Origin of the sequence: Bacillus sp. UNC438CL73TsuS30, from assembly GCF_000482325.1 — a bacterium.
Classification (GTDB): domain Bacteria; phylum Bacillota; class Bacilli; order Bacillales; family Cytobacillaceae; genus Neobacillus.
Map to the genome: position 1 here is coordinate 210784 of NZ_AXVA01000010.1, position 22572 is coordinate 233355.

Consider the following 22572-nt stretch of genomic DNA (forward strand, 5'->3'; position numbering starts at 1 on the left):
CAAAGGGAGGAAAAAATGATGAACATTGGCTACGCTAACGGTAAGTATGTCCAATTGGATGAACCGGTCATTCCAATTGATGAACGAGGTCATCAATTTGGTGACGGTGTCTATGAAGTGATTCGGGTGTATAATGGAAAACCTTTTATGCTGGAGGAGCACTTACAACGGCTGATTCAAAGTGCAAAGGCAATTAAATTACCAATTCAACAATCAGCGGAAGATTTTAAAGCACTCATTTTAGAAGCGGTTCAAAAATCGAACGAACTGGAAAGTGCTGTTTATTTGCAAATAACTAGAGGGGTTGGTATAAGGCAGCATCTATTCCCGTCTGCCCCCGTATCCATTACGATGACGGTTCGAAAGGTGCAGGCGATGGATAATGAGGCAAGAGAAAAAGGAATGAAGGCAATCTTTCATGAAGATGAGCGCTGGGCCAATTGTTATATTAAATCCTTAAACCTTCTTCCTAACATATTAGCAAAACAAATCGCGCATGACGCCGGCTGCTATGAAGCGATCCTAGTAAGAGATGGATATATTACAGAGGGAACCAGTTCGAATGTGTATATGGTGAAGGATGGTGTGGTCTATACGACACCGCTATCGAAACAAATTTTATCCGGGATCACCCGAATGGCTGTTAAAAAGGTTACCGAGTCTCTAGGGGGTTCTTTCATCGAAAAGAAATTTACACCTGAGGAATTGCTTCAAGCTGATGAAGTATTTATTACGAGTACAACGTCGGAAATACTGCCAATCGTCAATGTGGATGGACAAAGCATCGGTAAAGGAATTGCGGGAGAATGGACGATGAAGGCTTATAGGAAATTTAAGGAGTTCATTCTGGCTGATTAGGAACTGGAAAGAACAAAGGGTGGTGCACTGTCACCGCCCGAATGTTCTAAGGTAAAGGTTTACCCACCGGTTTAGCAATTTACCAACCGGTTCAGTAACGTTACCCACCGGTTTAGCAATTTACCAACCGGTTCAGTAACGTTACCCACCGCTTTAGCACATTTACCCTCCACTTCAACTTACAACAACCCAAAATGTAATTTTAAAACCAATTATCAGAAGCAAAAATGAAATTTAATCGATAAAAAGACTAAAAACCCACTAACCAACTACAACCCAATCCATTTACCCACCACTTTCGAAGAGTTACCCACCGGTTTGAAAAGGTTACCAACTGGTTTGAGCACTTTATCTCCCGGTTCAGCGGTTTTACCCACCACTCCACACCCCCTCAACAAATAGGTGAAAATTTTTACCAAAATAGTATTAAATGGTGGAAATTATTTACGAAACCATCCCCCCATGGTATCCTAATTATGAAAACGAATCCATAAAAAGGGGGCTAATAAGGATGATTGTTGATCACATCCGTAATTTTCATTTCTATAAAGGTATCCATGAAAGAATCAATCAAGCAATTGACTATATCCAACAAACCGATTTCACAAACATACAAACCGGTACACATGAAATAGACGGAGAAAACCTATTCTTCAATCTCATAGAATACGAAACCAAAACACCAGATGAACGTTTTTGGGAATCGCATAAAAAGTATTTAGATGTTCACTATATATTAGAAGGAAAAGAATATATTGGCTGCGAGTCATTCGAAAGAATGGAAATCAAACAACCGTATGATGAACAAGACGACTACTATCTTTTGGAGGGCGGCTTGAAATCAATGGTGCGAATGCAAAAAGGAGACTTCATGATTCTCTTCCCGCAGGATGCCCATATGACCGGAATCATGGTCGACACAACGGAAAAAGTCAGAAAAGTCGTGTTCAAAATAAAACTTTAGGGGTGAGCTCATGAACCTCCATGAAATCCTCACAACAGATGTACTCGTCGTAGGAAGCGGCATCGCCGGTCTTAAAGTGAGCATCGAACTGGCCAAAGCCGGTAAAAACGTCATCATGTCGACCAAAACCCAGATTTGCTCTGGCTCAAGCTTCTATCCGCTGAAAGCCTCACTAGGAACACAGGTGACCAAGGATCATCAAGACAAAGAAGTATTTTTACAAGACATAGAGGCCGTCAGCCATCAAATGGAAGATAAGGAGATGGCCAAAATCTATGTGGATGAAATTCGGGAGCGGGTAACGGAATTCCCTGAAATCGGGATTGAACCCTATAAGCTGCCTGACGATCGCAAGGCGTGCTTTGCGGAACATAGCCGGACAATCTACATGTTGAGAGATTGGGACCAAATCCGCGAAAATGTGAAAACGATTTTCGGACAATATCCCAATATTTCTATCTACGAACGGTCCGCGGTCATTTCATTAATCAAAACAAACGGAAAGGTGACCGGTGCTTTCCTTTTGGACCACTATAATAACCTGATGATGGTTCAGTGTAAGGCAGTCATCTTGGCAACAGGCGGTTTCGGGAATCTTTACAAGCATAACTTAAACCCAAATGATGTCGATGGATCGGGGCATATCCTTGCGTTAGAAGCCGGAGCAAGCCTTGTGAATATGGAGTTTATCCAATTCATCCCTGGATTCACCTCACCAAAATATAAGACCTTATGGGGCGAACACACCCTGAATTATTGCAAAGATTTTGTGGATGAAGAAGGGAACAGTATTTTAGAAAAAGAGCTTCCCGAGGGCCTCAGCATGCAAGAATGTTTGGAAATCCGCAGTACCCATGGGCCGTTTACCCATTCTCTCCCATCTAAATACTTTGATATTGCAATGATGAAGGAAATCATCCGCACCAAAAGCGAGGCAGGTTTCGAGCTTATCTTTGATGAGGAGATTTATGAGGATCAGCGGGATTTCTACACGATCTATCTCAATTGGCTGAAAGAAAGAGGAATCAATCTTGTGACGGACGCATGCAAAATTGCTCCTTTTGCGCATGCAAGTAATGGCGGGGTCAAAGTGGACAGCTTCGGACGGACATCCGTTCCCGGCCTGTATGCAATAGGCGAGCTTGCGGGGGGAATTGAAGGGGCCAATCGACTAGGCGGAAATTCAACCGGTTCCTGTATGGTTTTTGGAAAAAGAGCCGCCCAGAATTGTCTGGATTATGTGAACAATAGCCAACTCGAACCGTTTGATGTCCAAACCGCAATCAATCAGTTACACGGGTCTATTCCAACAACAACCAACAATTCCAAAACTCCACATGAAGTAATAGAAGAAATCCGAGAACTAATGTGGTATAAGGCAAATGTGATCAGAGATGAAAAAAATCTTACCTCCGCATTAAAGAAGGTAACGGAATTAAAGGCCTCATTCGATATGAGTCTTCATGTACAAAACGAAAATGAACGAAAAAGCGCCTTCAAAGCGAGAAACTTTCTGCTGCTTTCTGAGATTCTGTTAAAGGCCATGTTGGAAAGAAGGGAAAGCAGGGGGGCACATTATCGCGAAGATTTTCCGAATGAGGACGAAAATTTTCAAAAACGATTATGGATCTCCTTAAAAAACAAGGAAGTAAATCTGGAGTTTCGAGCATAATTTCCAAAAGAGGAGAATATTTTTTCCAGAAAAAATAAAAATGGTGAAAATTATTTACAGAATTACTCGAGCGTGATATATTTACTTTGTAAACGGTAACAATAAATTCATTTCCAGGTGGCGAAGATAAATGACAAATCAAAAATTTAAAGGTGTTTTTCCAGCATTCTATGCTTGCTACGACGATGCAGGAGAAATATCAGAGAGCCGGACAAAGGATCTGTGTAACTATCTTTATGAAAAAGGGGTTCAAGGTCTTTATGTAAGCGGAAGTTCTGGAGAATGCATTTACCATAACCTTGAGGAAAGAAAAGCGACATTAAGATATGTGGCTGAAACCGTAAAAGGGAAGCTGACGCTCATCGCTCATGTTGGGGCACCTTCCACAAGAGACAGTGTGGAATTAGCGAAATATGCGGAAGAGTTGGGCTATGATGCCTTATCCGCCATCCCGCCGATTTACTTTAAACTTCCTGAAAGTTCAATCTATAAGTATTGGACGGACATTATGGATGCAGCGGAGCTACCATTCATTATCTATAACATTCCACAAACAACTGGGTACAATCTATCAATGAATCTATTCAAGCAATTAATTGAGAATAAAAAAGTAATGGGTGTTAAAAACTCTTCGATGCCAGCGATGGACATTGAACGCTTTAAGGCAGCTGCAGGCGAAGACTTTATCGTCTTTAACGGACCTGACGAACAATATGTGGCTGGAAGAACCATTGGGGCAGATAGCGGAATCGGCGGAACCTATGCAGCAATGCCGGAGTTGTTTTTAAAAGCCGAACAATTTGTTTCAACTGGAAACTTTGAACAAGCTAGAAACATTCAACGAGACATCAATGACATTATTATCGCTTTATGTTCCTTAAATGGTTCGATGTATTCCGTCATAAAAGAAGTTCTTAAATTAAATGGCGTCAATGTTGGAAGCGTTCGAGCACCTTTTGAGCCGGTACACGGAGAAGATTTAAACAAAATCCCGGCCATTAAAGAAATGATCGACCAAGCAATTCAAAAATACGGAAAAAACTAACATGAAGCGAAGAATTGTCTGCTTTGGAGATTCAAACACATGGGGCTTTGATGCGGCAACGATGGGGAGATTTCCCGAAGGAGTTAGATGGACCAGCCTGCTAACAGAGGGATTAGGCGATGACTTCCAAGTTATCGAGGAAGGACTTTCCGGCAGAACGAGTGTCGTAGACGATCCGTTATTCGAAGGATTAAATGCATTAAGCTATATCCATCCTTGCTTAATGAGTCATGCGCCACTTGAGTTGGTGGTAATCATGCTTGGAACCAATGATACAAAGGAAAGATTTAATCTCACTTCTTTTAATATCGCTCAAGGAATTGCCAGGCTCGCCCTTAAGGCAAAAAATACTCCGGCAGGCTTGAATGGCGCACCACCTAAAGTGTTCGTAATGGCACCGCCTCCCATTGGGAAAGAGTACGTTGACACAGAAGTAGGGAAATCGATGGGGATAAATTGTGATCGGAAATCAGCTGAACTGCCCGGCCATTTAAAGGAGCTGCTGGAGCTGCAAGGAACTGAGTTTCTTGATTTAAGCGGTCATGTTCCGATGAATACCATTGATTACATGCATTTGGATCAAGAAGGGCATCAGCTTTTAGCCAAGCTTGTTCTTCAAAAAATAAAAAACATGCTATAAAGGGGGAAAAAGGAATGTTGAAAAAACGCTTTCTAGCCACCGCTTTAACTGGTGTGCTTGCACTTGGAGCTTTAGCCGGTTGTGCAAACAAAGACACAAGTAAATCAGATGAAGGGGCAAATGGTAAAAAGACCGTTGAATTGTCGCTGATGTTAACACCGCAATGGAAAGGAGTCATGGGTCCTGACGAAAAAGGAGCAGACTATGACAGCTTCTTTAAATATGCGGCAGATAAGTTCTCAAAACAGTATAAAGATTACAATGTTAAGGTAAAAGTGGAAGTCGTCGCAAGTGAACAAAGGGATGAGCTTTTAAATGTTAAGCTAAACGGCGGTACTCCTCCAGATATCTTCTTCGAAAATACGTTTGCCATGGGGGATTATGCACATCGCGGCGCATTAGTTCCATTAAATGACATTGTCGATGACGCTGCCAAAAAAGACATTGACCAAAAGTACTGGGATACTGTGACATTTGGCAAGGATGTTTACTTCTATCCATTCTCTCATATGCCTGGAACCTTAGCGTACAACGCGGACATGTTCAAGGCAGCAGGACTTGATAAGTATCTTGGCGGCAAGGACGAAATCAAGACCTGGACGTTAAAAGATTACGAAACAATTCTCAATACGCTGAAGAAGGATTTACCGAAGGATAAGTATCCAATGGCGCTATATGCGTTAAATAACCAAGGTGATACGTGGAACCTAGCTTATTTAAGAATGTTTGGCAATAAGTTCTTCGATGACAAAGGCAACATTATCCTTGATGATGCAAACGGAGTGAAGGCAGCAAAATGGTTAAAGAAAATCTATGATGCTGGTCTAACGAATCCAGGGGCAGAATCGGTTTCATCTAATGATGCCAATGCCATGTTCCAAAACCAGAAGCTCGCAATCAGCTTCACTAATTCTGTACTGTTTAACAATGCAAAAGCCGATATGGCAGCAGGTAAAGCACCTAAGTTTGATATCCGCCTTGCGAATATTCCATCTGAAAGCGGCGAACCGTTAACCTTCACCTATGTATCAGGTGCTGCTGTATTCAATACAAAGGACAAAACAAGAATTAAGGTAAGTAAAGATTTTGTTAAATTCTTCTCAACCGATCCTGAACTAGTAAAAGCTTCAAAAAATGGAGTTCCTGTTAGGACTTCAGTAGTAAATGAGTTTAAATCGCAAAACCCATTATTCGCTGCATATGACAAAAACGCTCAATATATGTTTAATTTTACTGGCAGCGTTCCAGGATACAGCGAGCTAAGACAGGCTTTATACCCAGAACTTCAAGCTCTACTAACTGGACAAAAATCACCTGAACAAGCGATTAAAGACTATCAAACAAATGGTAATAAAATTATTGATAATGCAAGAGCCAATTCAGTCATCAAACAATAGCCTTGTACGATCAAGACTAAAAACATAAGCCCCTCTTTAAAGGGGCTTACGTTTTAGAAAGGTAAGGGTTACGATGAAATTCAATAAGCATACGTTCAAAGAGAATATGACAGGATATCTATTTGTTGCACCACAACTATTACTCTTCCTAGTATTTCTTGTTTATCCCATAATCGAAGGAATCCGCCTGAGCTTATATCGAATTAATTATACCAATGAAGTATTTGTCGGATTTGCAAACTACACCCAATTATTCCATGACCCAGTTTTTGTAAAATCAACCATTAACACAGTCGTATTCGTAATCTTCATTGTTGCTTTAACGGTCCTATTTGCTTTATTTGTTGCTTCGGCCGTTTTTGATAAAAATGCAAAATATGTTTCCTTTATTCGCGGAAGCTATTATATCCCTGTAATGGTTTCGATGGTTGTAATGAGTATGGTATGGGGTTTCTTATTAAACCCAGCCAACGGATTGATTCCATACGTTGCCAAACAACTGGAATTTTCAAATGTGAACTTCTTAGGGAATCCAAAAACGGTATTAGCGGTGATCATCTTCGTTACGTTTGCAACCAACGTAGGTCAAGCCATTATTCTCTACATTGCATCGATGATCGGGGTGCCAAAGGAACTCTTTGAAGCAGCAGAAGTGGATGGAGCAAGCAGAACGACCATCATCATGAAAATCCTGATTCCAATGGTGAAGCCTACTACCATGTACATCATTATCATGAACATTATTGCCGTATTAAAGATATTCGTTGTCATTCAATTATTGACCGGTGGCGGACCAAACAATGCTTCTACGACTCTTATGTATTTCTTATACAATAATGCCTTTAAGTATAATCAGCTTGGTGTGGCTTCTGCAGTAGGTGTGATTATGTTCTTAATTACATTAATATTATCGGTTCCACAATTAAGAGCAATGTTTAAGAAAGATTAGAGGTGAATTCGCATGAAAACGAAAAACAAGAAAAAAAGAGAAACCGTTGACGTAATCGCCAATGTGATCATCATTTTCTTTGCTGTCCTAAATATATTTCCTCTTTATTGGCTTTTGACTAGTTCCTTAAAAAACAGTTCGGATGTTATCAAAATGCCGCCTGATTGGTTTCCGAAAACAATGTCCTTTAGTAACTATGCGGATGTATTCCAGAACCAACCGGCATTAAGATGGACATTTAACAGTATTATTGTCTCACTGGTGACAACCGTTGCGGTGATTATTGTCAGCTCACTTGCCGCTTATGCGTTCTCGAAGTTGAAGTTTAAGGGGAAAAATGTTATTTATATCATTTTTATTTCCAGTTTAATGATTCCAAAAGAGGTCATGATCGTTCCTTTATTCAGGATTATTCAGGAGTTTGGAATGGTAAATTCACTAAATGGCATGATTTGGCCGAATGTGGCCACAGCCTTTGGAGTATTTCTGCTTAAGGGATTTTTTGATACGATACCTGATTCACTACGAGAAGCGGCCCGGATTGACGGAGCAGGGGAGTTTTATACTTTTTATAAAATTATCATGCCGATTGTGAAACCGGGAATTGGGGCCTTATTCATTTTGAATTTCGTTCAGGTATGGAACGATTATCTCTGGCAGTTAATTGTCGGACAGGAAGAAGGTTCAAAAACTTTAATGGTCGGGATTGCTTCGTTGATGCAGGATTTAAGTCCAAACTTTGCTTATAAGATGGCAGGTGCTACGGTGGCTGCGGTGCCAATGCTCGTAATCTTTATTCTATTCCAAAGATACTTTACAAAAGGATTGGCGATTGGGGCAGAAAAGGGATAAGCTTTGGTGTTCATTGGATCGGTTTGTCGATCCCCTGGAAAGCAAATCAAAACCAACCATTTTTTAAATAATCAACTGGAGATGCTTTGAAATGAAGAACAAGGAAGAACTATTCGAAAAAATTAAAGGGAAACTCATCGTATCTTGTCAAGCACTTCCAGAAGAGCCGCTTCACAGCTCATATATCATGGGAAGGATGGCATACGCTGCAATGCTTGGCGGAGCATGCGGGATACGGGCGAATAGCGTAGAAGATATTCGTGAAATTAAAAAAACCGTTTCCTTGCCGATCATTGGAATTATTAAACGTGTATATGAGGGATCGGAAGTCTTTATCACCCCTACGATGGAAGAAATTGAATTGCTTTATCAAGAGGGAGTCGATATCATTGCAATAGATGCAACGAATCGGATCAGACCGGATGGTAAGACCATTCATGAAATTTTTCCAATCATCCGTAAAAAGTACCCAGACCAAATCTTTATGGCCGATTGTTCCACCTATGAAGAAGGGCTATTAGCGTACGAATTAGGCTTTGATTGTATCGGGACTACTTTAAGCGGGTATACCTCTTACACACAAGATAAGAAACTGCCGGATGTTGAGTTAATCGGGAAATTAAAAAGAGAGTTTGATCTTCCGATTATCGCAGAAGGCGGGATTTGGTGCCCGGAGGATTTGAAAACTGCTTTTGAACGAGGCGCTCATACAGCGGTTGTGGGCTCAGCAATTACGAGACCAATGGAGATTACAAAAAGGTTTATTCAAGCGATTTCTTAGATACAAGGCATAAATCCCACGGGTAATTCTCGTGGGATTTATACCGCCTTAGGAAATGGGTAAAGGGTGAGAAACTTGAAAATATTAGCGGCTGATATTGGTGGAACCTCGATTAAACTGGGAATTTCCGATGAAAAAGGAAATTTGGCTGTTTTTAAAGAATATGATACGGAAAGCAAAAAAGGCGGAAAATTTGTCGTTGAAAAGCTCATGCAAATTATATCCGAATATGATGGCTTTGATGCCATCGGAATCAGTACAGCCGGTCAGGTGGACCGTGCGGAGGGCTGCATTATTTATGCCAATGAAAATATCCCCAACTATACGGGAACGCGGTTAAAGGATCTGTTAGAAGAAAAATTTAAGGTTCCCGTTAAAGTAGAGAATGACGTGAATGCGGCTGCTTTGGGAGAACAGTATTTTGGTGCCGGCCGGGATTTTCAGGATTTTCTTTGTTTGACCTATGGAACCGGTATCGGCGGTGCCATCATTCAAAATAACGAAATTTACTCAGGATATAATGGGGTAGCGGCTGAAGTTGGGCATATCTTGACCCATCCTAAAGGATTGCCGTGTAACTGCGGTGGACAAGGCTGTTATGAACAATATGCCTCCACGACCGCATTGGTGCGGATGGCAAAAGAAGTGGATCCGGAGTGCCTGAATGGGAAAGTCATTTTTGAAAAACTTTACCGTGGTGACAGCAGGATGATCAATGTGCTCAATCAGTGGGTATTCGAAGTGGCCATCGGATTGACTTCGTTAGTCCACATCTTTAATCCCCGTGCGATCATCATTGGCGGCGGTGTAATGGAACAGGAAATTTTGGTGAAGATGGTAGCGGCTGAAGTACGGGAGTTAATCATGGAGAGCTTTTCCGATGTAAAAATCTTAAAAGCTTCTCTTGGAAATAAAGCTGGAATTCTTGGGGCGGTTTCGCTTCATCTGAGAAGTGGGAACTTGAAGGAGTGCTAGGTATGTCAAAAGTAGATATTTTTTCATTGATTCGTTCAAACTACAATGCCTTTACGAAATCTGAAAAAAAGGTAGCCGACTATATTCTTGAACATATGCAGGATGTCATCTATATGTCCATTACCGACCTTGCGGATGCATGCAATGTAGGGGAGGCCAGTGTATTTCGATTTTGTAAAACAATGAATTTAAAAGGTTACCAGGAGTTTAAAATTGCCTTGGCCCACAGTATTACCCAGGATGAAGAAACGCCGCAAATGTCCGGTGAAATTACCTTGCAGGATACGATCGGAGATTTGGCATCGAAAATTTTAGCGACGAATATTAATGCGCTGACTGAAACCTCGAATCTCATTAATGAGACAGATATTTCGAAAGCGATTGATTGTTTCATCGCGGCAGACCGGGTTCACTTTTTCGGGGTAGGGTCTTCGTTGATGACGGCAATGGAAGCGAAGAATAAGTTTATGAGGATTACGAATAAAACGGAATGTTCGATTGATTCCCATCTGCAAATTATGTCCGCTTCGTTAATGACAGACAGGGATGTGGCAGTTGCGATCTCTTATTCAGGATCGACGAAGGATACGATCGATGTCGCAAAGGCAGCAAAGGAAAGAGGAGCAAAAGTCATCTCCATTACTCGATTTGCCAAATCACCCTTGACCAATTACGCAGACATTACCCTGCTTTGCGGATCAAACGAAGGACCGCTCCAAGGCGGCAGCCTCTCTGCCAAAATCTCACAGCTCTACCTATTGGACATCCTATACGCCGAATTCTTCAGAAGAAACTACAAAGAATCAACACTCAACAAAGAAGCTACAGCTAACGCTGTTATTGAGAAAATGCTATAGAATTCGACAAAAATCGGGTGGTGCCTGTCACCACCCGATTTTTGTCGAACAGTCATAAACCATTGAGAACCGTCCCCGTGGCCTCCCTAATGTTAGCGTGTTATAATAGTTATAACATTAGTACGGAATATTTGTCTTAACGGTTATAAACCACCCGAAAAATGTATATAAATAGTGAGGAGGAACGATTATGACTCAAACGGTGGTGAGAGAAGTGGAAAGAAAAGTAACAAGAATCGGGAATAGTTTAGGAGTTACGTTTCCACATGAAGTGTTAGAACACTTGGGAATTCGTCAAGGTGATGAAGTACGTTTTGAAATTGTGAATGGTCAAGTAACCATTAAGAAAAAAACAAATTTAAAGCTGCCAAAGGGAATTGATGAAGAATTCTTAGAGCAAATGAACGATATGATAAATGAATACGACCAAACTTTTAAGGGCTTGGTTGATCGGTAGGGAATTATGGACGAAATAAAATATTTAACCGAACAGCAAGTAATATTTCTAAATATGCATCAAATCCGATTGTATTCACCAAAGGAACAACTTGGTGTAAAAGAGGAAGGTCTTTTAAGTAGTGCTGTTAATCGTCCAAAACAGAGTGCATTTGGGGAAGATGCTTATCCTACTATTTATGAAAAGGCTGCAGCTCTATTTGAAAGCTTATTAAAAAATCATTGTTTTCATAATGCAAATAAGCGAACAGCTTTTGCTAGTTTATATATGTTTCTGAGACAAAATAAATATAAGTTAATCGTCGATCCGAAAAAGGCAGAGGATTTTTGCGTTCAAATTGTGGATCCTGCTCAGCCAGATGTATCCTTTGAGGAAATTGTTGCTTGGATTCGAGAATGGACGGAATCACAATAGTAGCCTAATAGAGAGATTTCACGTGTTAAGAAAAGTATTATGAAAGTTTTCAAAGCCATCGGAACATAAATCCAAATCCCAATCAAAGAAGAGACGCCGCCCAAAGCAGCGTCTCTTTCCCTGTCCGCGGCACCACTCGATTTTTGACGATGGACCAAGCGGACGGTTCGGCCAAGTGGTGGGTAAACGAGCAAAACTGGAATGTAAATCGGAAAGAGCGGGGAAAAAAGCCCCGAAACCTGTGGGTAAAAGCAAGATTTGCAGTTTTATAGGAAAAGTGGGGACAGGAATTTATTAAAAAAGGTATTTGGATGCGGTAGAGGCTTTGGAAAGTTGGGGATATTATCGAAGTGGAGGGTATTTCAGCCAAAGTGGAGGGTAAACGAGCAAAACCGGAGTGTAAATCGGAAAAAGCAGGGGGTAAAGCCTCGAAACCGGAGGGTAAAAGCAAGATTTGCAGTTTTGTAGGAAAAGAGGGGACGGGAATTTACTAAAAAAGGAAATTTCCTTTCAAAAAAAGGTATCTGAGCCAGGTAGAGGCCTCTTAATGAGGAAGACTTTATCGAAGCGGAGGGTATTTCAGCCAAAGTGGTGGGTAAACGAGCAAATCCGGAGTGTAAATCCGTAAAAGCGGAGGGTAAAGTCCCAATAAGGCCGGCTCTTAAACAGGTGCTCATCTCCCCATGCTGAATATGTTTTATACATAAAAAAAACGGGTGGTGCACCACCCGTTTTTTGTCGAAAACCAACCTAATTAATTTGTGAGTGTTGAAGAATTTTCTGACGAACATAATCTAGATGTTTGTACATTTGGCTGAAGGCCTCATGTGGGTTGTGCGCTGCGAGTGCTTCGTAGATGCCTTGGTGAAAGGCTACGGTTAGGTCGCGTTCCCTGTACTGGATAAGGCTATCCGTTTTCTCATGGGTAATCAGCAGGGAGTCAATCATCCCCTCGACAATTGGATTATTTGCACTCATGGCAATAATCCGATGAAATTCCTTATCGGCCTCACCGTAATTATTATCTTTGCTATTCTTGATAGCCTCAATGGTTTCTTGCAGTCTTGCCAGATCTTCATCCTTAATTTTTTCAGCGGCAATCGTCACAAGTCCAAGTTCAAGAGACATCCGCGCTTCAATGATGGCGGGCAAGTTATCCGTAGCCAGTGCTAACATGATCGAGAAGGGATAGGATCCGACTTTATTATTAAAAAACGTGCCTTCCCGTGTTTTCCGTGTAATCACACCCAACGTTTCAAGTGAACTAAGCGCCTCGCGCAAAACCGGCCGGCTTACATCGAGTTCCTTCATCAGTTCCATTTCAGGCGGCAGTTTGTCACCTGACTTCATTTGCCCGCTGACGAGCAGCTGCACAATCTGGTCGACGACTTGTTTGGAAAGGGTATTCCGGTTTACCGATTGAACCTCTAGTTTCTTTGATGATGGTTCCAAAGTATAACACCTCTATTTGACTCCATTAATAGTCTTATTGTAATACAATTATACTAACATATTCCCATTTTAAAAAGACATATTAAAAAAATAGTGCGCCCCTCGATCGAGAAACGCACCGTAAAAACATTTATCGAACCAGGCAAGGCTTTTTAGGATCAAACGTCCAGTTCGGAACCAGGTACTGCATGCCAATGGCATCATCGCGGGAGCCAAGCCCTTTTTGCAGATAAAGCTGATGCGCTTTCTCAATCCGTTCCATATCAATTTCAACTCCCAGACCCGGTTTCGCAGGGACATCCACCATGCCGCCGACAATCTTGAAAGGCTCTTTGGTTAGACGCTGCCCGTCCTGCCAAATCCAGTGGGTATCAATCGCCGTGATTTTTCCCGGCGCCGCTGCTGCCACATGGGTAAACATCGCCAGTGAAATATCAAAGTGGTTATTTGAGTGCGATCCCCATGTCAGACCCCATTCATGACACATTTGCGCAACGCGGACAGAGCCCTGCATCGTCCAAAAATGTGGATCCGCTAGAGGGATGTCCACAGACTGAAGCTGAATCGAATGCCCCATTTGCCGCCAATCGGTCGCAATCATATTCGTTGCGGTCGGGAGCCCGGTTGCCCGTCTAAATTCGGTCATGATCTCGCGGCCGGAGAATCCGCCTTCTGCACCACAAGGATCTTCCGCATAGGCTAACACATGGTGCTGATCCCGGCAAAGCCGAATCGCGTCCTGTAATAACCAGCCGCCATTTGGATCAAGCGTAATGCGTGCATCAGGGAAGCGCTCCGCAAGTGCCGTTACGGCCTCAATTTCCTCTTCGCCCCGTAAGACTCCGCCTTTTAATTTGAAATCATTAAATCCATAGCGCTCACGGGCCGCTTCCGCCAAACGTACAATCGCTTCCGGTGTTAACGCTTCTTCGTGACGAAGGCGGAACCAGTCATCTTCCGCTTCCGGTGCGCTTACATACTCAAGATCTGTTTTCTTTCGATCTCCTACATAAAATAAGTACCCTAACATTTCTACCTTTTCGCGTTGTTGGCCTTCACCGAGAAGAGCGGCAACAGGAACTTGCAGATATTGTCCGACTAAGTCAAGGAGGGAAGCCTCTAATGCCGTAACCGCATGAATCGTGGTACGGAGGTCGAAGGTTTGAAGTCCTCTTCCTGCTGTGTCTCGGTCCGCAAACTGGTTTCGAATCGTAGTTAAGATATTTTTATAAGTACCAATCGATTGTCCAATCACGAATGGTTTCGTATCTTCGAGGGTCTGACGGATTGCTTCGCCGCCTGGAACTTCTCCAACCCCGGTGTTTCCTGCATTATCCTTTAGAATGACAATGTTACGTGTGAAGTAGGGGGCATGGGCGCCGCTCAAATTAAGAAGCATGCTGTCATGTCCTGCAACGGGAACCACCAGCATTTCTGTAATAATTGGTGTACTTGTTTTTTTAGCGTCTTGAACGAATTGTGCTTCCATATCTATCACTCCTTTTTATTAGTAGAACATTTCTTACCTTCTTTTAAAAAGAGACCGGTTACAAAATACCACTCTATTGATAAGAAGACGCGGTAAGTATTTATCCCGCTTTAACGGGCAGTAAGGACCTTCACTTCAATACTTAGCGTAAGCAGTAAGCATAAGTGGGGGATGGAAAAACCCATCACTGATTGAAGTTTCACTTTATTTTCTCAAATGGTAAGACAAATAAAATTGTTTGTCAATCATTTCATTTTTAAATTTCTGAAAATAAATAATTGACCGATTAATTTATTTGTCTTACAATAAAACAAACGAACAACCAAACAAAAAGGAGGAACAAGGATGACGACAACACGTAAGGCTCCAACAGGAATTTTAGGATTTCCAGTTGCGCCTTTTACCGAAAACAATCAACTAGATGAGAAGGGGCTTGCTTCCAATATTCAATTTTTAATTGAGGAAGGGCTTGAAGCGATCTTTGTAGCTTGTGGAGCTGGAGAATATCAATCAATAAGCAAAGAAGAATATGAAGCAATGGTCGACGTGGCCGTAGCTGTTACAGGCGGAAAGGTACCTGTGTACACAGGAGTTGGCGGCAATATTCAAACGTCCCTTGAGTTTGCAAAAATTTCAGAAGACAAAGGTGCAGATGGCTATTTGATCCTTCCTCCATACCTAGTGGCTGGGGAACAAGCAGGTATAGCGGGCTATTTTAAAACAATTGCGGAAAGTACAGATTTAAATGCAATTGTCTATCAGCGCGATCAGGTTTCTTTATCCATTTCTGCTTTGGAAGCGCTGGCAGAAGTCCCTCAGGTCGTCGGAGTAAAAGATGGTTTAGGAAATATGGAGCTAAATACGATTCTGACTCAAACCTTTGGAAAGCGGTTTAGCTGGCTGAATGGAATGCCATTAGCGGAAGTCACCATGCCGGCATACGTGCCACTCGGTTTTGACTCTTACTCATCAGCGATTTCGAATTACATCCCGCACATCTCGAGGAAATTTTACCAAGCCTTATTGAACGGGGAGCAGGAAGTCGTAAACGACCTATTACAACAAGTGATTTTACCGATTAACAATATTCGCCGCCAGCGCAAGGGCTATGCTGTTTCACTGATTAAAGCCGGTATGGAAATTATGGGATTGCCAGTAGGGGAAACTGTAAGACTGCCAATTCTTCCGGTAGAAAAAGAACATTATAGAGAACTAGAATCAATTTTGAAAAAAGCAATCGATCTTTATCCAAAAAATACACCTGTTGAATCCATATAAAAGGAGCGTTCGAGATGACAACAACTGTGCAAACAAAAACCTATCTTAACTATATTAACGGTGAATGGATTGCTTCTGCGTCAAATGAAGTAGAAATAAGTATCAATCCAGCCGACAGCCAAGAAATTGTCGGCTATGTACAAAAATCAACCGAGGATGATTTGAACCGCGCGGTCAACGCGGCAAAACAAGCGAAAGAGAACTGGCGCAAACTTTCAGGTGCGGCGCGCGGCGAGTATCTCTATAAAGCAGCTGCAATTCTTGAAAAACGGATCGATGAGATTGCTGAATGCGCAACAAGAGAAATGGGAAAAACCTTTGCGGAAACAAAAGGGGAAACATCCCGCGGGATTGCCATCCTGAAGTATTATGCAGGGGAAGGAATGCGCAAAGTAGGCGATGTGATTCCATCCACCGACAGCAGCGCACTGATGTTTACAACACGTGTGCCGCTTGGGGTTGTAGGGGTAATCACACCATGGAACTTCCCGATTGCGATCCCAATTTGGAAAATGGCACCGGCACTAGTTTACGGGAATACCATTGTCGTCAAGCCTGCAACGGAAACCGCTGTTACCCTTGCAAAAATCATCGAGTGTTTTGAAGAAGCAGGTTTCCCTGCTGGTGTCGTGAATATGGTCACAGGACCAGGAAGTGTGATTGGACAGGGGATTGCCGATCATGAGGATATTAACGGGATTACCTTTACCGGTTCAAATGGTGTTGGAAAAAGAATTGGGCAGGCTGCTTTACAGCGCGGGGCCAAATACCAGCTGGAAATGGGCGGGAAAAACCCTGTGATTGTGGCAGCGGATGCCGATCTTGATCTTGCAGTAGAAGCTGTCATTGCCGGTGCGTTCCGTTCCACTGGGCAAAAATGCACGGCAACCAGCCGCGTGGTCGTGGAGCAAGGAATTTATGAAGAATTCAAAGAAAAGCTTATGCAAAAAACACAAGAGATTACAATTGGAAATGGACTCGACAGCACGGTATGGATGGGACCAAGTGCAAGTGAAAGCCAGCTCAACACCGTTCTATCCTACATAGAGAATGGGCTTGAGGAAGGCGCTGAACTGCTTACCGGCGGAAAACGCGTGGTAGAAGGGGATTTGGCGAACGGCTTCTATGTAGAACCAACCATTTTCGATCACTGTACTGAGGATATGGCGATTGTCCAGGAAGAAATCTTTGGACCAGTCATCGCCCTCTTGAAGGCTGAATCTATAGAGGATGCCCTGAAGATTGCGAACAATGTGCAGTATGGATTGAGCGCTTCGATTTTTACCACAAACATTCAGAATCTGCTATCCTTCGTCAGTGATATGGAAGCAGGGTTGATTCGGGTCAATGCAGAAAGTGCCGGGGTGGAACTGCAGGCGCCATTCGGTGGCATGAAAAACTCCAGCTCGCATTCCCGTGAACAAGGAGAAGCCGCAAAAGAGTTCTTTACATCGATTAAAACGGTTTTTGTTAAATAAAAACACGGGAGGACCATGAACTTGAAAACGAAGGTAAAAGAAACACCTCTTTACATTCAAGTAGATCAAAAAGACAATGTAGCGATTGTCGTGAATACAGGGGGATTGGATTCCGGGACGGTTTTCTCCTGTGGACTGGAACTGAAAGAAAGAATTCCGCAGGGGCATAAAGTAGCCTTAACCGATCTCCAGGAAGATGAAGCGATTATCCGCTACGGAGAAGTGATTGGTTATGCAGCTGCCTTCATTCAGAAAGGCAGCTGGGTGGAAGAGTCGTTAGTAAAACTGCCGGCCTCTCCTAATTTAAACGAGTTGCCGATCGCCAATCAGGTTCCCGAAGCGTTGCCTCCATTAGAAGGATATACGTTTCAAGGGTTTCGGAATCAGGATGGCAGTGCCGGAACCAAGAATATCCTAGGGATTACCACAAGTGTTCAATGTGTGGTCGGCGTTCTTGATTTTGTTGTTCGAAAAATAAAGGCAGAGATTTTACCGAAGTATCCGAATGTGGATGATGTCGTGGCCTTAAACCATAGTTATGGATGCGGGGTGGCGATCAATGCCCCAGAAGCTGAAATTCCGATTCGTACCATTACAAACCTAGCCAAACACCCGAATTTCGGGGGAGAAGCAATGGTCATTGGTCTGGGATGTGAGAAGCTCTCACCAATTCGAATCACTCCGAACCGGAATGAAACTGATATCCTTTCCCTGCAAGACCAGCAGGGGATGATGGGCATGGTTCACTCGATTATGGAAATGGCCGAAGAGAGATTAATCCGATTAAATAGAAGAAAACGGGAAACCTGTCCGGTTTCCGATCTAGTCATCGGCCTTCAATGCGGGGGAAGTGACGCCTTCTCAGGTGTCACAGCGAACCCAGCCGTTGGTTATGCAGCCGATTTATTGGTTCGCTCTGGGGCAACGGTATTATTTTCAGAGGTTACTGAAGTACGCGATGCGATTCATTTATTAACACCGCGGGCGGTCAATGAAGAAGTAGGACATGCGTTAATTCGTGAAATGGAATGGTATGATCAGTATTTGTCCAGAGGGCAAGTAGACCGATCGGCGAATCCGTCTCCAGGGAATAAAAAAGGCGGATTAGCCAATGTAGTGGAGAAATCATTGGGTTCGATTGCAAAGTCAGGGAAAAGTCCGATTTCCGGCGTACTTGCACCTGGTGAAAAGGCAACTGAAAAAGGGTTACTTTTTGCAGCTACACCAGCCAGTGATTTTGTCTGTGGCACCTTACAGCTGGCTTCGGGGATGCATCTTCAAGTTTTTACAACGGGAAGAGGGACGCCTTATGGATTGGCCATGGCACCAGTCGTGAAGGTGGCTACCCGGAACGCTTTGGCAGAGCATTGGGACGATTTGATTGATATTAATGCTGGCACGATTGCGACGGGTGAAAGAACGATCGAAGAAGTGGGCTGGGAGATTTTCCACTTTATTTTGGAAGTGGCAAGCGGCCAAAAGAAAACATGGACGGAGCATTGGGGATTGCACAATGACTTAGCCTTGTTTAATCCAGCTCCGATTACGTGAAAATTTTCTGGTATGGCCGAATTTTTGATGAAATCTTTGCTTATAGGCGACAGTTGGACCACGTATCAGCATGATAATGTCGCCAATGAGCGCTCTAGGCGACAGTTGGACCGCGGAACACGCAGGAAATGTCGCCAATGGGTCCTCTAGGCGACAGTTGGACCGCGGATCACGAAGAAAATGTCGCCAATGAGTCCTGTAGGCGACAGTTGGACCACGTATCACACTGGAAATGTCGCCAATGAATGATCTAGGCGACAGTTGGACCACGTATCACACTGGAATTGTCGCCAATGAATGATCTAGGCGACAATTGGACCATGGGTCACGCAGGAATTGTCCCCAATAAGGCATCTAGGCGACAGTTAGGCCATGAATCACGCAGAAATTGTCGCCAATGAGTCTAATAGGAGACACTTTGGGTGGGGAATCCCCCCGAAAGGGTCGCCAAAAATAGCTATTTTCATAGATTAACTTAGAAAATTACACATTCAAAAAGATCTATCTGCCGAAAATGAACTTTTATCTGCGTTGCTGGGGCATTTATCTGCGATACTCAGACTTTTATCTGCGAAGCTTTAAAAGCAAACTTTTTTTAGTAATGAGCCAGAACACGCTAAATTGATAGCGCTGTCAAATAATTCTTTAAAGGAGGGATAGTAGGAATGAGAAAACAAGGATCCCCCATCATCACAGATATGAAAGTGATTCCCGTTGCCGGATATGATAGTGCACTGCTTACCCTAAGCGGCTGTCATGGACCTTTTTTTACCCGTAATATTGTAATCTTAGAAGATGAAACGGGAAATAAGGGAATCGGTGAGATTCATGGCGGCGAAGACATTACGAGAATGCTAGAAAGTTATCGCCCGTTTGTCGTAGGCCAAGAAATTGCCAATTATCGAGGCTGCCTTACGGCTATAAGGAGCGGGGGCTTAAGTGTAAAAGGTGATTCTGGTGAAGGGTTACAAGGATTAAATTTAGCCAATTTGAAATTTGTCGTCCAGGCAGAAGCCGCCGTTGAATGCGCGATGATGGATTTACTTGGAAAATTTGTGAACCAGCCCATCGCCGCTCTCCTTGGCGATGGAGGTCTACAGCGGACAGAGGTTCCGTTCTTGGGATATCTATTCTATATCGCTGATCATGAAAAAGTGAATCTGCCTTATCTACGCGAAACCGAATGGAAGGATGACTGGGATCGGGTAAGACGAATGGAAACCTTAACGCCTGAAGGAATAGTTGCTCAAGCAAAAGCAGCACACAGCCGTTATGGATTTACGAATTTCAAATTAAAGGGCGGGGTCTTAAGCGGCGACGAAGAAATGGAAGCGATTCAAGCGTTACATGAAGCCTTCCCTGAGGCAAGAATCAACCTCGATCCAAACGGGGCTTGGTCCTTAGAAGAAGCTATAAGGCTTTGCAAAGGAAAACATGACATTCTAGCCTATATTGAAGACCCATGCGGTCCTGAAGCTGGATTCTCCAGCCGTGAGATTATGGCTGAATTCAAAGATGCAACGGGTCTGCCAGTTGCGACCAATATGATTGCAACCAACTGGCGCCAATTCCATCATGCAGCTGCACTTCGAGCAGTGGATATTGTGTTAGCCGACCCTCATTTCTGGTCATTAAATGGAAGCATTCGGATGGCCTATCTATTGAAGGATTGGGGTTTAACATGGGGATCCCACTCCAATAACCACTTTGATATTACCTTAGCAGCCTTTGCCCAAGTCGCAGCTGCCGCACCAGGAAATATATCGCCAATCGATACCCACTACATTTGGCAGGATGGTCAAGAATTATGTGACAATCCGATGCAAATTAGAGATGGAGTCATTAAACTACCGGAAGGACCAGGTCTGGGTGTGGAAATCAATATGGATAAAGTCATGAAAGCCAATGAATTATATCGTAAATTACCGTACCACGATCGGGATGATACCATTTCGATGCAATATCTCATTAAAGATTGGCAATATCATTCCAAGAAACCGTGCTTGGTGAGATAACCGTCCGCTTCAACCATCTTAGTTTGAAAACAACCATGACCATTCATACAGTCTTAAAAAAGTAGATTCATGTTTTCAAAGAATAGGAGGAAGTCTTAATGAATAATAGCAGTGCTCAACGGATTAGCCCTGAGGGTCAGAACCTTAAACAAACCAGAGTCCGGTATTTAATCCTTTCCATGTTATTTATCGTTACGATTATTAACTATATTGACCGTTCTGCTCTTGGTATCGCTGCTCCCGTCATGCGAGAAGATCTCGCTTTTGATGCGGTAAAAATGGGAATTGCCTTTTCAGCTTTTAACTGGGCATATACGATCTTTAACATCCCAGGCGGATGGCTGCTCGATCGATTTGGCGCACGAAATGTTTATGGAATTGCCTTATTATTATGGTCCGCTTGTACGTTTTTTCAAGGATTTATCAGCACATTAGTAGGATTATTCATTTTACGATTCTTAGTGGGAATCATGGAAGCTCCGTCCTTTCCAGGAAACAGCCGATTAACCACCATGTGGTTTCCGCAGCATGAGCGTGGAAGAGCGGTATCGATTTATAACTCTGCACAATTTTTTGGATTAGCCCTTTTTACACCGGTTATGACATGGATCTTAAAAGATTTTGGCTGGAGTCATGTATTTTGGGTATCAGGAGGAGCCGGGATCGTAATGGCACTCCTATGGTTTAAGTTTGTCCGTGAACCTTATAATCATCCACGTGTCAATCAAGCGGAAATTGATTATATTAATTCAGGCGGGGGACTTGCCAATGAAGAACAAAAGCGAAAATGGAAATGGTCTGATGTCCGTCTGTTGTTGACCAATCGCCAAATGGCTGGAATTTATATTGGTCAGTACGCAATGAATACGATTGTATGGTTTTTCTTATCTTGGTTCCCTACGTATCTTGTTGAAGAGAAAGGCTTGACCCTTATTCAAACCGGTTTTGCCGCATCGATCCCGTATGTGGGAGCATTTTTTGGAGGTCTTTTCGGAGGATTTCTTTCTGACACCTTATTGAAAAAAGGAAAATCACTCGCTACGGCACGTAAAACACCAATCATTGCGGGATTTCTTTTATCAAGCAGCATCGTATTAGCGAACTACACTTCAAATATTTCGATTATTATCATTATTATGACTCTATCCTTTTTCGCTAAAGGGATGGCAGGGATTACGTGGTCCCTTGTCGGGGATATGGCACCAAAGGAACTGGTTGGTTTAACCGGCGGTATCTTTAATACAATCGGAAATACAGCAGGAATTGTCACACCATTAGTAATCGGACTAATATTCGCCAAAACCCATTCCTTCAACGGCGCCCTCATCTTTGTAGCAAGCGTCATGATGATCGGAGCACTAGCCTACATCTTCATCGTAAACAAACCAGAAAGACTTGAATTAGCAGATAAAAAATAGTCATTTTCGACAAAATTCGGGTGGTGCCTG

The 22572-nt window shown here is 42.9% G+C and carries 20 protein-coding genes; 18 read left to right on the top strand and 2 right to left on the bottom strand.

What is annotated here, in order from left to right:
- Positions 1-15 precede the first annotated feature (15 nt).
- The 13 genes from dat to M028_RS0104220 all read left to right on the top strand — a co-directional run bounded on the left by dat (position 16) and on the right by M028_RS0104220 (position 11861).
- On the top strand, positions 16-858 hold the full coding sequence (dat, locus tag M028_RS0104155; RefSeq protein WP_026572788.1) for a D-amino-acid transaminase: 843 nt from the start codon (positions 16-18) through the stop codon (positions 856-858).
- 511 nt (positions 859-1369) lie between these two features.
- Positions 1370-1822, top strand: coding sequence for a YhcH/YjgK/YiaL family protein (locus M028_RS0104165; RefSeq protein WP_026572789.1), 453 nt, complete (start codon positions 1370-1372; stop codon positions 1820-1822).
- 10 nt (positions 1823-1832) lie between these two features.
- Positions 1833-3494, top strand: a complete 1662-nt coding sequence (locus M028_RS0104170; RefSeq protein WP_026572790.1) for an FAD-binding protein — start codon at positions 1833-1835, stop codon at positions 3492-3494.
- Between the two features lie 130 nt (positions 3495-3624).
- On the top strand, positions 3625-4539 hold the full coding sequence (locus M028_RS0104175; RefSeq protein ID WP_026572791.1) for a dihydrodipicolinate synthase family protein: 915 nt from the start codon (positions 3625-3627) through the stop codon (positions 4537-4539).
- 1 nt (position 4540) lies between these two features.
- Positions 4541-5179 (top strand): GDSL-type esterase/lipase family protein, encoded by a 639-nt coding sequence (locus M028_RS0104180; protein WP_026572792.1) that lies wholly within the window; start codon positions 4541-4543, stop codon positions 5177-5179.
- Positions 5180-5193: 14 nt separating this feature from the next.
- Positions 5194-6576: an ABC transporter substrate-binding protein gene (locus tag M028_RS0104185; RefSeq protein WP_051590918.1), complete on the top strand. Its 1383-nt coding sequence runs from the start codon at positions 5194-5196 to the stop codon at positions 6574-6576.
- Between the two features lie 73 nt (positions 6577-6649).
- Complete coding sequence (locus tag M028_RS0104190) at positions 6650-7525, top strand: carbohydrate ABC transporter permease (protein ID WP_026572794.1); 876 nt, start codon at positions 6650-6652, stop codon at positions 7523-7525.
- A gap of 12 nt (positions 7526-7537) precedes the next feature.
- A complete protein-coding gene (locus M028_RS0104195) occupies positions 7538-8377 on the top strand; it encodes a carbohydrate ABC transporter permease (RefSeq protein ID WP_026572795.1) in 840 nt (279 codons plus the stop codon).
- A gap of 91 nt (positions 8378-8468) precedes the next feature.
- Positions 8469-9158 carry an N-acetylmannosamine-6-phosphate 2-epimerase gene (locus M028_RS0104200; RefSeq protein ID WP_026572796.1) on the top strand — a complete coding sequence of 230 codons (690 nt, stop codon included), beginning with the start codon at positions 8469-8471 and terminating at the stop codon, positions 9156-9158.
- A gap of 75 nt (positions 9159-9233) precedes the next feature.
- Positions 9234-10133, top strand: a complete 900-nt coding sequence (locus tag M028_RS0104205) for an ROK family protein (RefSeq protein WP_026572797.1) — start codon at positions 9234-9236, stop codon at positions 10131-10133.
- A gap of 2 nt (positions 10134-10135) precedes the next feature.
- Positions 10136-10990 (top strand): MurR/RpiR family transcriptional regulator, encoded by an 855-nt coding sequence (locus tag M028_RS0104210; RefSeq protein WP_026572798.1) that lies wholly within the window; start codon positions 10136-10138, stop codon positions 10988-10990.
- Positions 10991-11180: 190 nt separating this feature from the next.
- The gene (locus M028_RS0104215; RefSeq protein WP_051590919.1) at positions 11181-11447 is read left to right on the top strand and encodes an AbrB/MazE/SpoVT family DNA-binding domain-containing protein; all 267 of its coding nucleotides are present in this window, start codon (positions 11181-11183) and stop codon (positions 11445-11447) included.
- Between the two features lie 6 nt (positions 11448-11453).
- Positions 11454-11861 (top strand): type II toxin-antitoxin system death-on-curing family toxin, encoded by a 408-nt coding sequence (locus M028_RS0104220; protein ID WP_035423718.1) that lies wholly within the window; start codon positions 11454-11456, stop codon positions 11859-11861.
- Between the two features lie 750 nt (positions 11862-12611).
- On the opposite strand, the gene M028_RS0104230 is transcribed toward M028_RS0104220, so the two are convergent.
- Positions 12612-13313, bottom strand: a complete 702-nt coding sequence (locus M028_RS0104230) for a FadR/GntR family transcriptional regulator (protein ID WP_026572801.1) — start codon at positions 13311-13313, stop codon at positions 12612-12614.
- 130 nt (positions 13314-13443) lie between these two features.
- Positions 13444-14802, bottom strand: coding sequence for a glucarate dehydratase (gudD, locus tag M028_RS0104235; RefSeq protein WP_026572802.1), 1359 nt, complete (start codon positions 14800-14802; stop codon positions 13444-13446).
- Between the two features lie 345 nt (positions 14803-15147).
- On the opposite strand from gudD, the gene kdgD reads away from it, so the two are divergent.
- From kdgD to M028_RS0104260, 5 genes are all read left to right on the top strand, one after another.
- On the top strand, positions 15148-16080 hold the full coding sequence (gene kdgD / locus M028_RS0104240) for a 5-dehydro-4-deoxyglucarate dehydratase (RefSeq protein ID WP_026572803.1): 933 nt from the start codon (positions 15148-15150) through the stop codon (positions 16078-16080).
- 14 nt (positions 16081-16094) lie between these two features.
- Positions 16095-17558, top strand: coding sequence for an alpha-ketoglutaric semialdehyde dehydrogenase GucD (gene gucD, locus M028_RS0104245; RefSeq protein WP_026572804.1), 1464 nt, complete (start codon positions 16095-16097; stop codon positions 17556-17558).
- Between the two features lie 21 nt (positions 17559-17579).
- A complete protein-coding gene (garD, locus tag M028_RS0104250; RefSeq protein WP_442852771.1) occupies positions 17580-19109 on the top strand; it encodes a galactarate dehydratase in 1530 nt (509 codons plus the stop codon).
- Positions 19110-19774: 665 nt separating this feature from the next.
- Entirely contained in the window at positions 19775-21124 is a 1350-nt protein-coding gene (locus M028_RS0104255) for a glucarate dehydratase family protein (protein ID WP_026572806.1), read from the top strand.
- A 98-nt stretch (positions 21125-21222) separates the two neighbouring features.
- Positions 21223-22542, top strand: a complete 1320-nt coding sequence (locus M028_RS0104260; RefSeq protein ID WP_051590920.1) for an MFS transporter — start codon at positions 21223-21225, stop codon at positions 22540-22542.
- Positions 22543-22572 lie beyond the last annotated feature (30 nt).

Bases quoted from the DNA above. Each gene is read 5' to 3' on its own strand.
- dat (WP_026572788.1), top strand. From the start codon at position 16: ATGATGAACATTGGCTACGCTAACGGTAAGTATGTCCAATTGGATGAA.
- M028_RS0104165 (WP_026572789.1), top strand. From the start codon at position 1,370: ATGATTGTTGATCACATCCGTAATTTTCATTTCTATAAAGGTATCCAT.
- M028_RS0104170 (WP_026572790.1), top strand. From the start codon at position 1,833: ATGAACCTCCATGAAATCCTCACAACAGATGTACTCGTCGTAGGAAGC.
- M028_RS0104175 (WP_026572791.1), top strand. From the start codon at position 3,625: ATGACAAATCAAAAATTTAAAGGTGTTTTTCCAGCATTCTATGCTTGC.
- M028_RS0104180 (WP_026572792.1), top strand. From the start codon at position 4,541: ATGAAGCGAAGAATTGTCTGCTTTGGAGATTCAAACACATGGGGCTTT.
- M028_RS0104185 (WP_051590918.1), top strand. From the start codon at position 5,194: ATGTTGAAAAAACGCTTTCTAGCCACCGCTTTAACTGGTGTGCTTGCA.
- M028_RS0104190 (WP_026572794.1), top strand. From the start codon at position 6,650: ATGAAATTCAATAAGCATACGTTCAAAGAGAATATGACAGGATATCTA.
- M028_RS0104195 (WP_026572795.1), top strand. From the start codon at position 7,538: ATGAAAACGAAAAACAAGAAAAAAAGAGAAACCGTTGACGTAATCGCC.
- M028_RS0104200 (WP_026572796.1), top strand. From the start codon at position 8,469: ATGAAGAACAAGGAAGAACTATTCGAAAAAATTAAAGGGAAACTCATC.
- M028_RS0104210 (WP_026572798.1), top strand. From the start codon at position 10,136: ATGTCAAAAGTAGATATTTTTTCATTGATTCGTTCAAACTACAATGCC.
- M028_RS0104215 (WP_051590919.1), top strand. From the start codon at position 11,181: ATGACTCAAACGGTGGTGAGAGAAGTGGAAAGAAAAGTAACAAGAATC.
- M028_RS0104220 (WP_035423718.1), top strand. From the start codon at position 11,454: ATGGACGAAATAAAATATTTAACCGAACAGCAAGTAATATTTCTAAAT.
- gudD (WP_026572802.1), bottom strand. From the start codon at position 14,802: ATGGAAGCACAATTCGTTCAAGACGCTAAAAAAACAAGTACACCAATT.
- kdgD (WP_026572803.1), top strand. From the start codon at position 15,148: ATGACGACAACACGTAAGGCTCCAACAGGAATTTTAGGATTTCCAGTT.
- gucD (WP_026572804.1), top strand. From the start codon at position 16,095: ATGACAACAACTGTGCAAACAAAAACCTATCTTAACTATATTAACGGT.
- M028_RS0104255 (WP_026572806.1), top strand. From the start codon at position 19,775: ATGAGAAAACAAGGATCCCCCATCATCACAGATATGAAAGTGATTCCC.
- M028_RS0104260 (WP_051590920.1), top strand. From the start codon at position 21,223: ATGAATAATAGCAGTGCTCAACGGATTAGCCCTGAGGGTCAGAACCTT.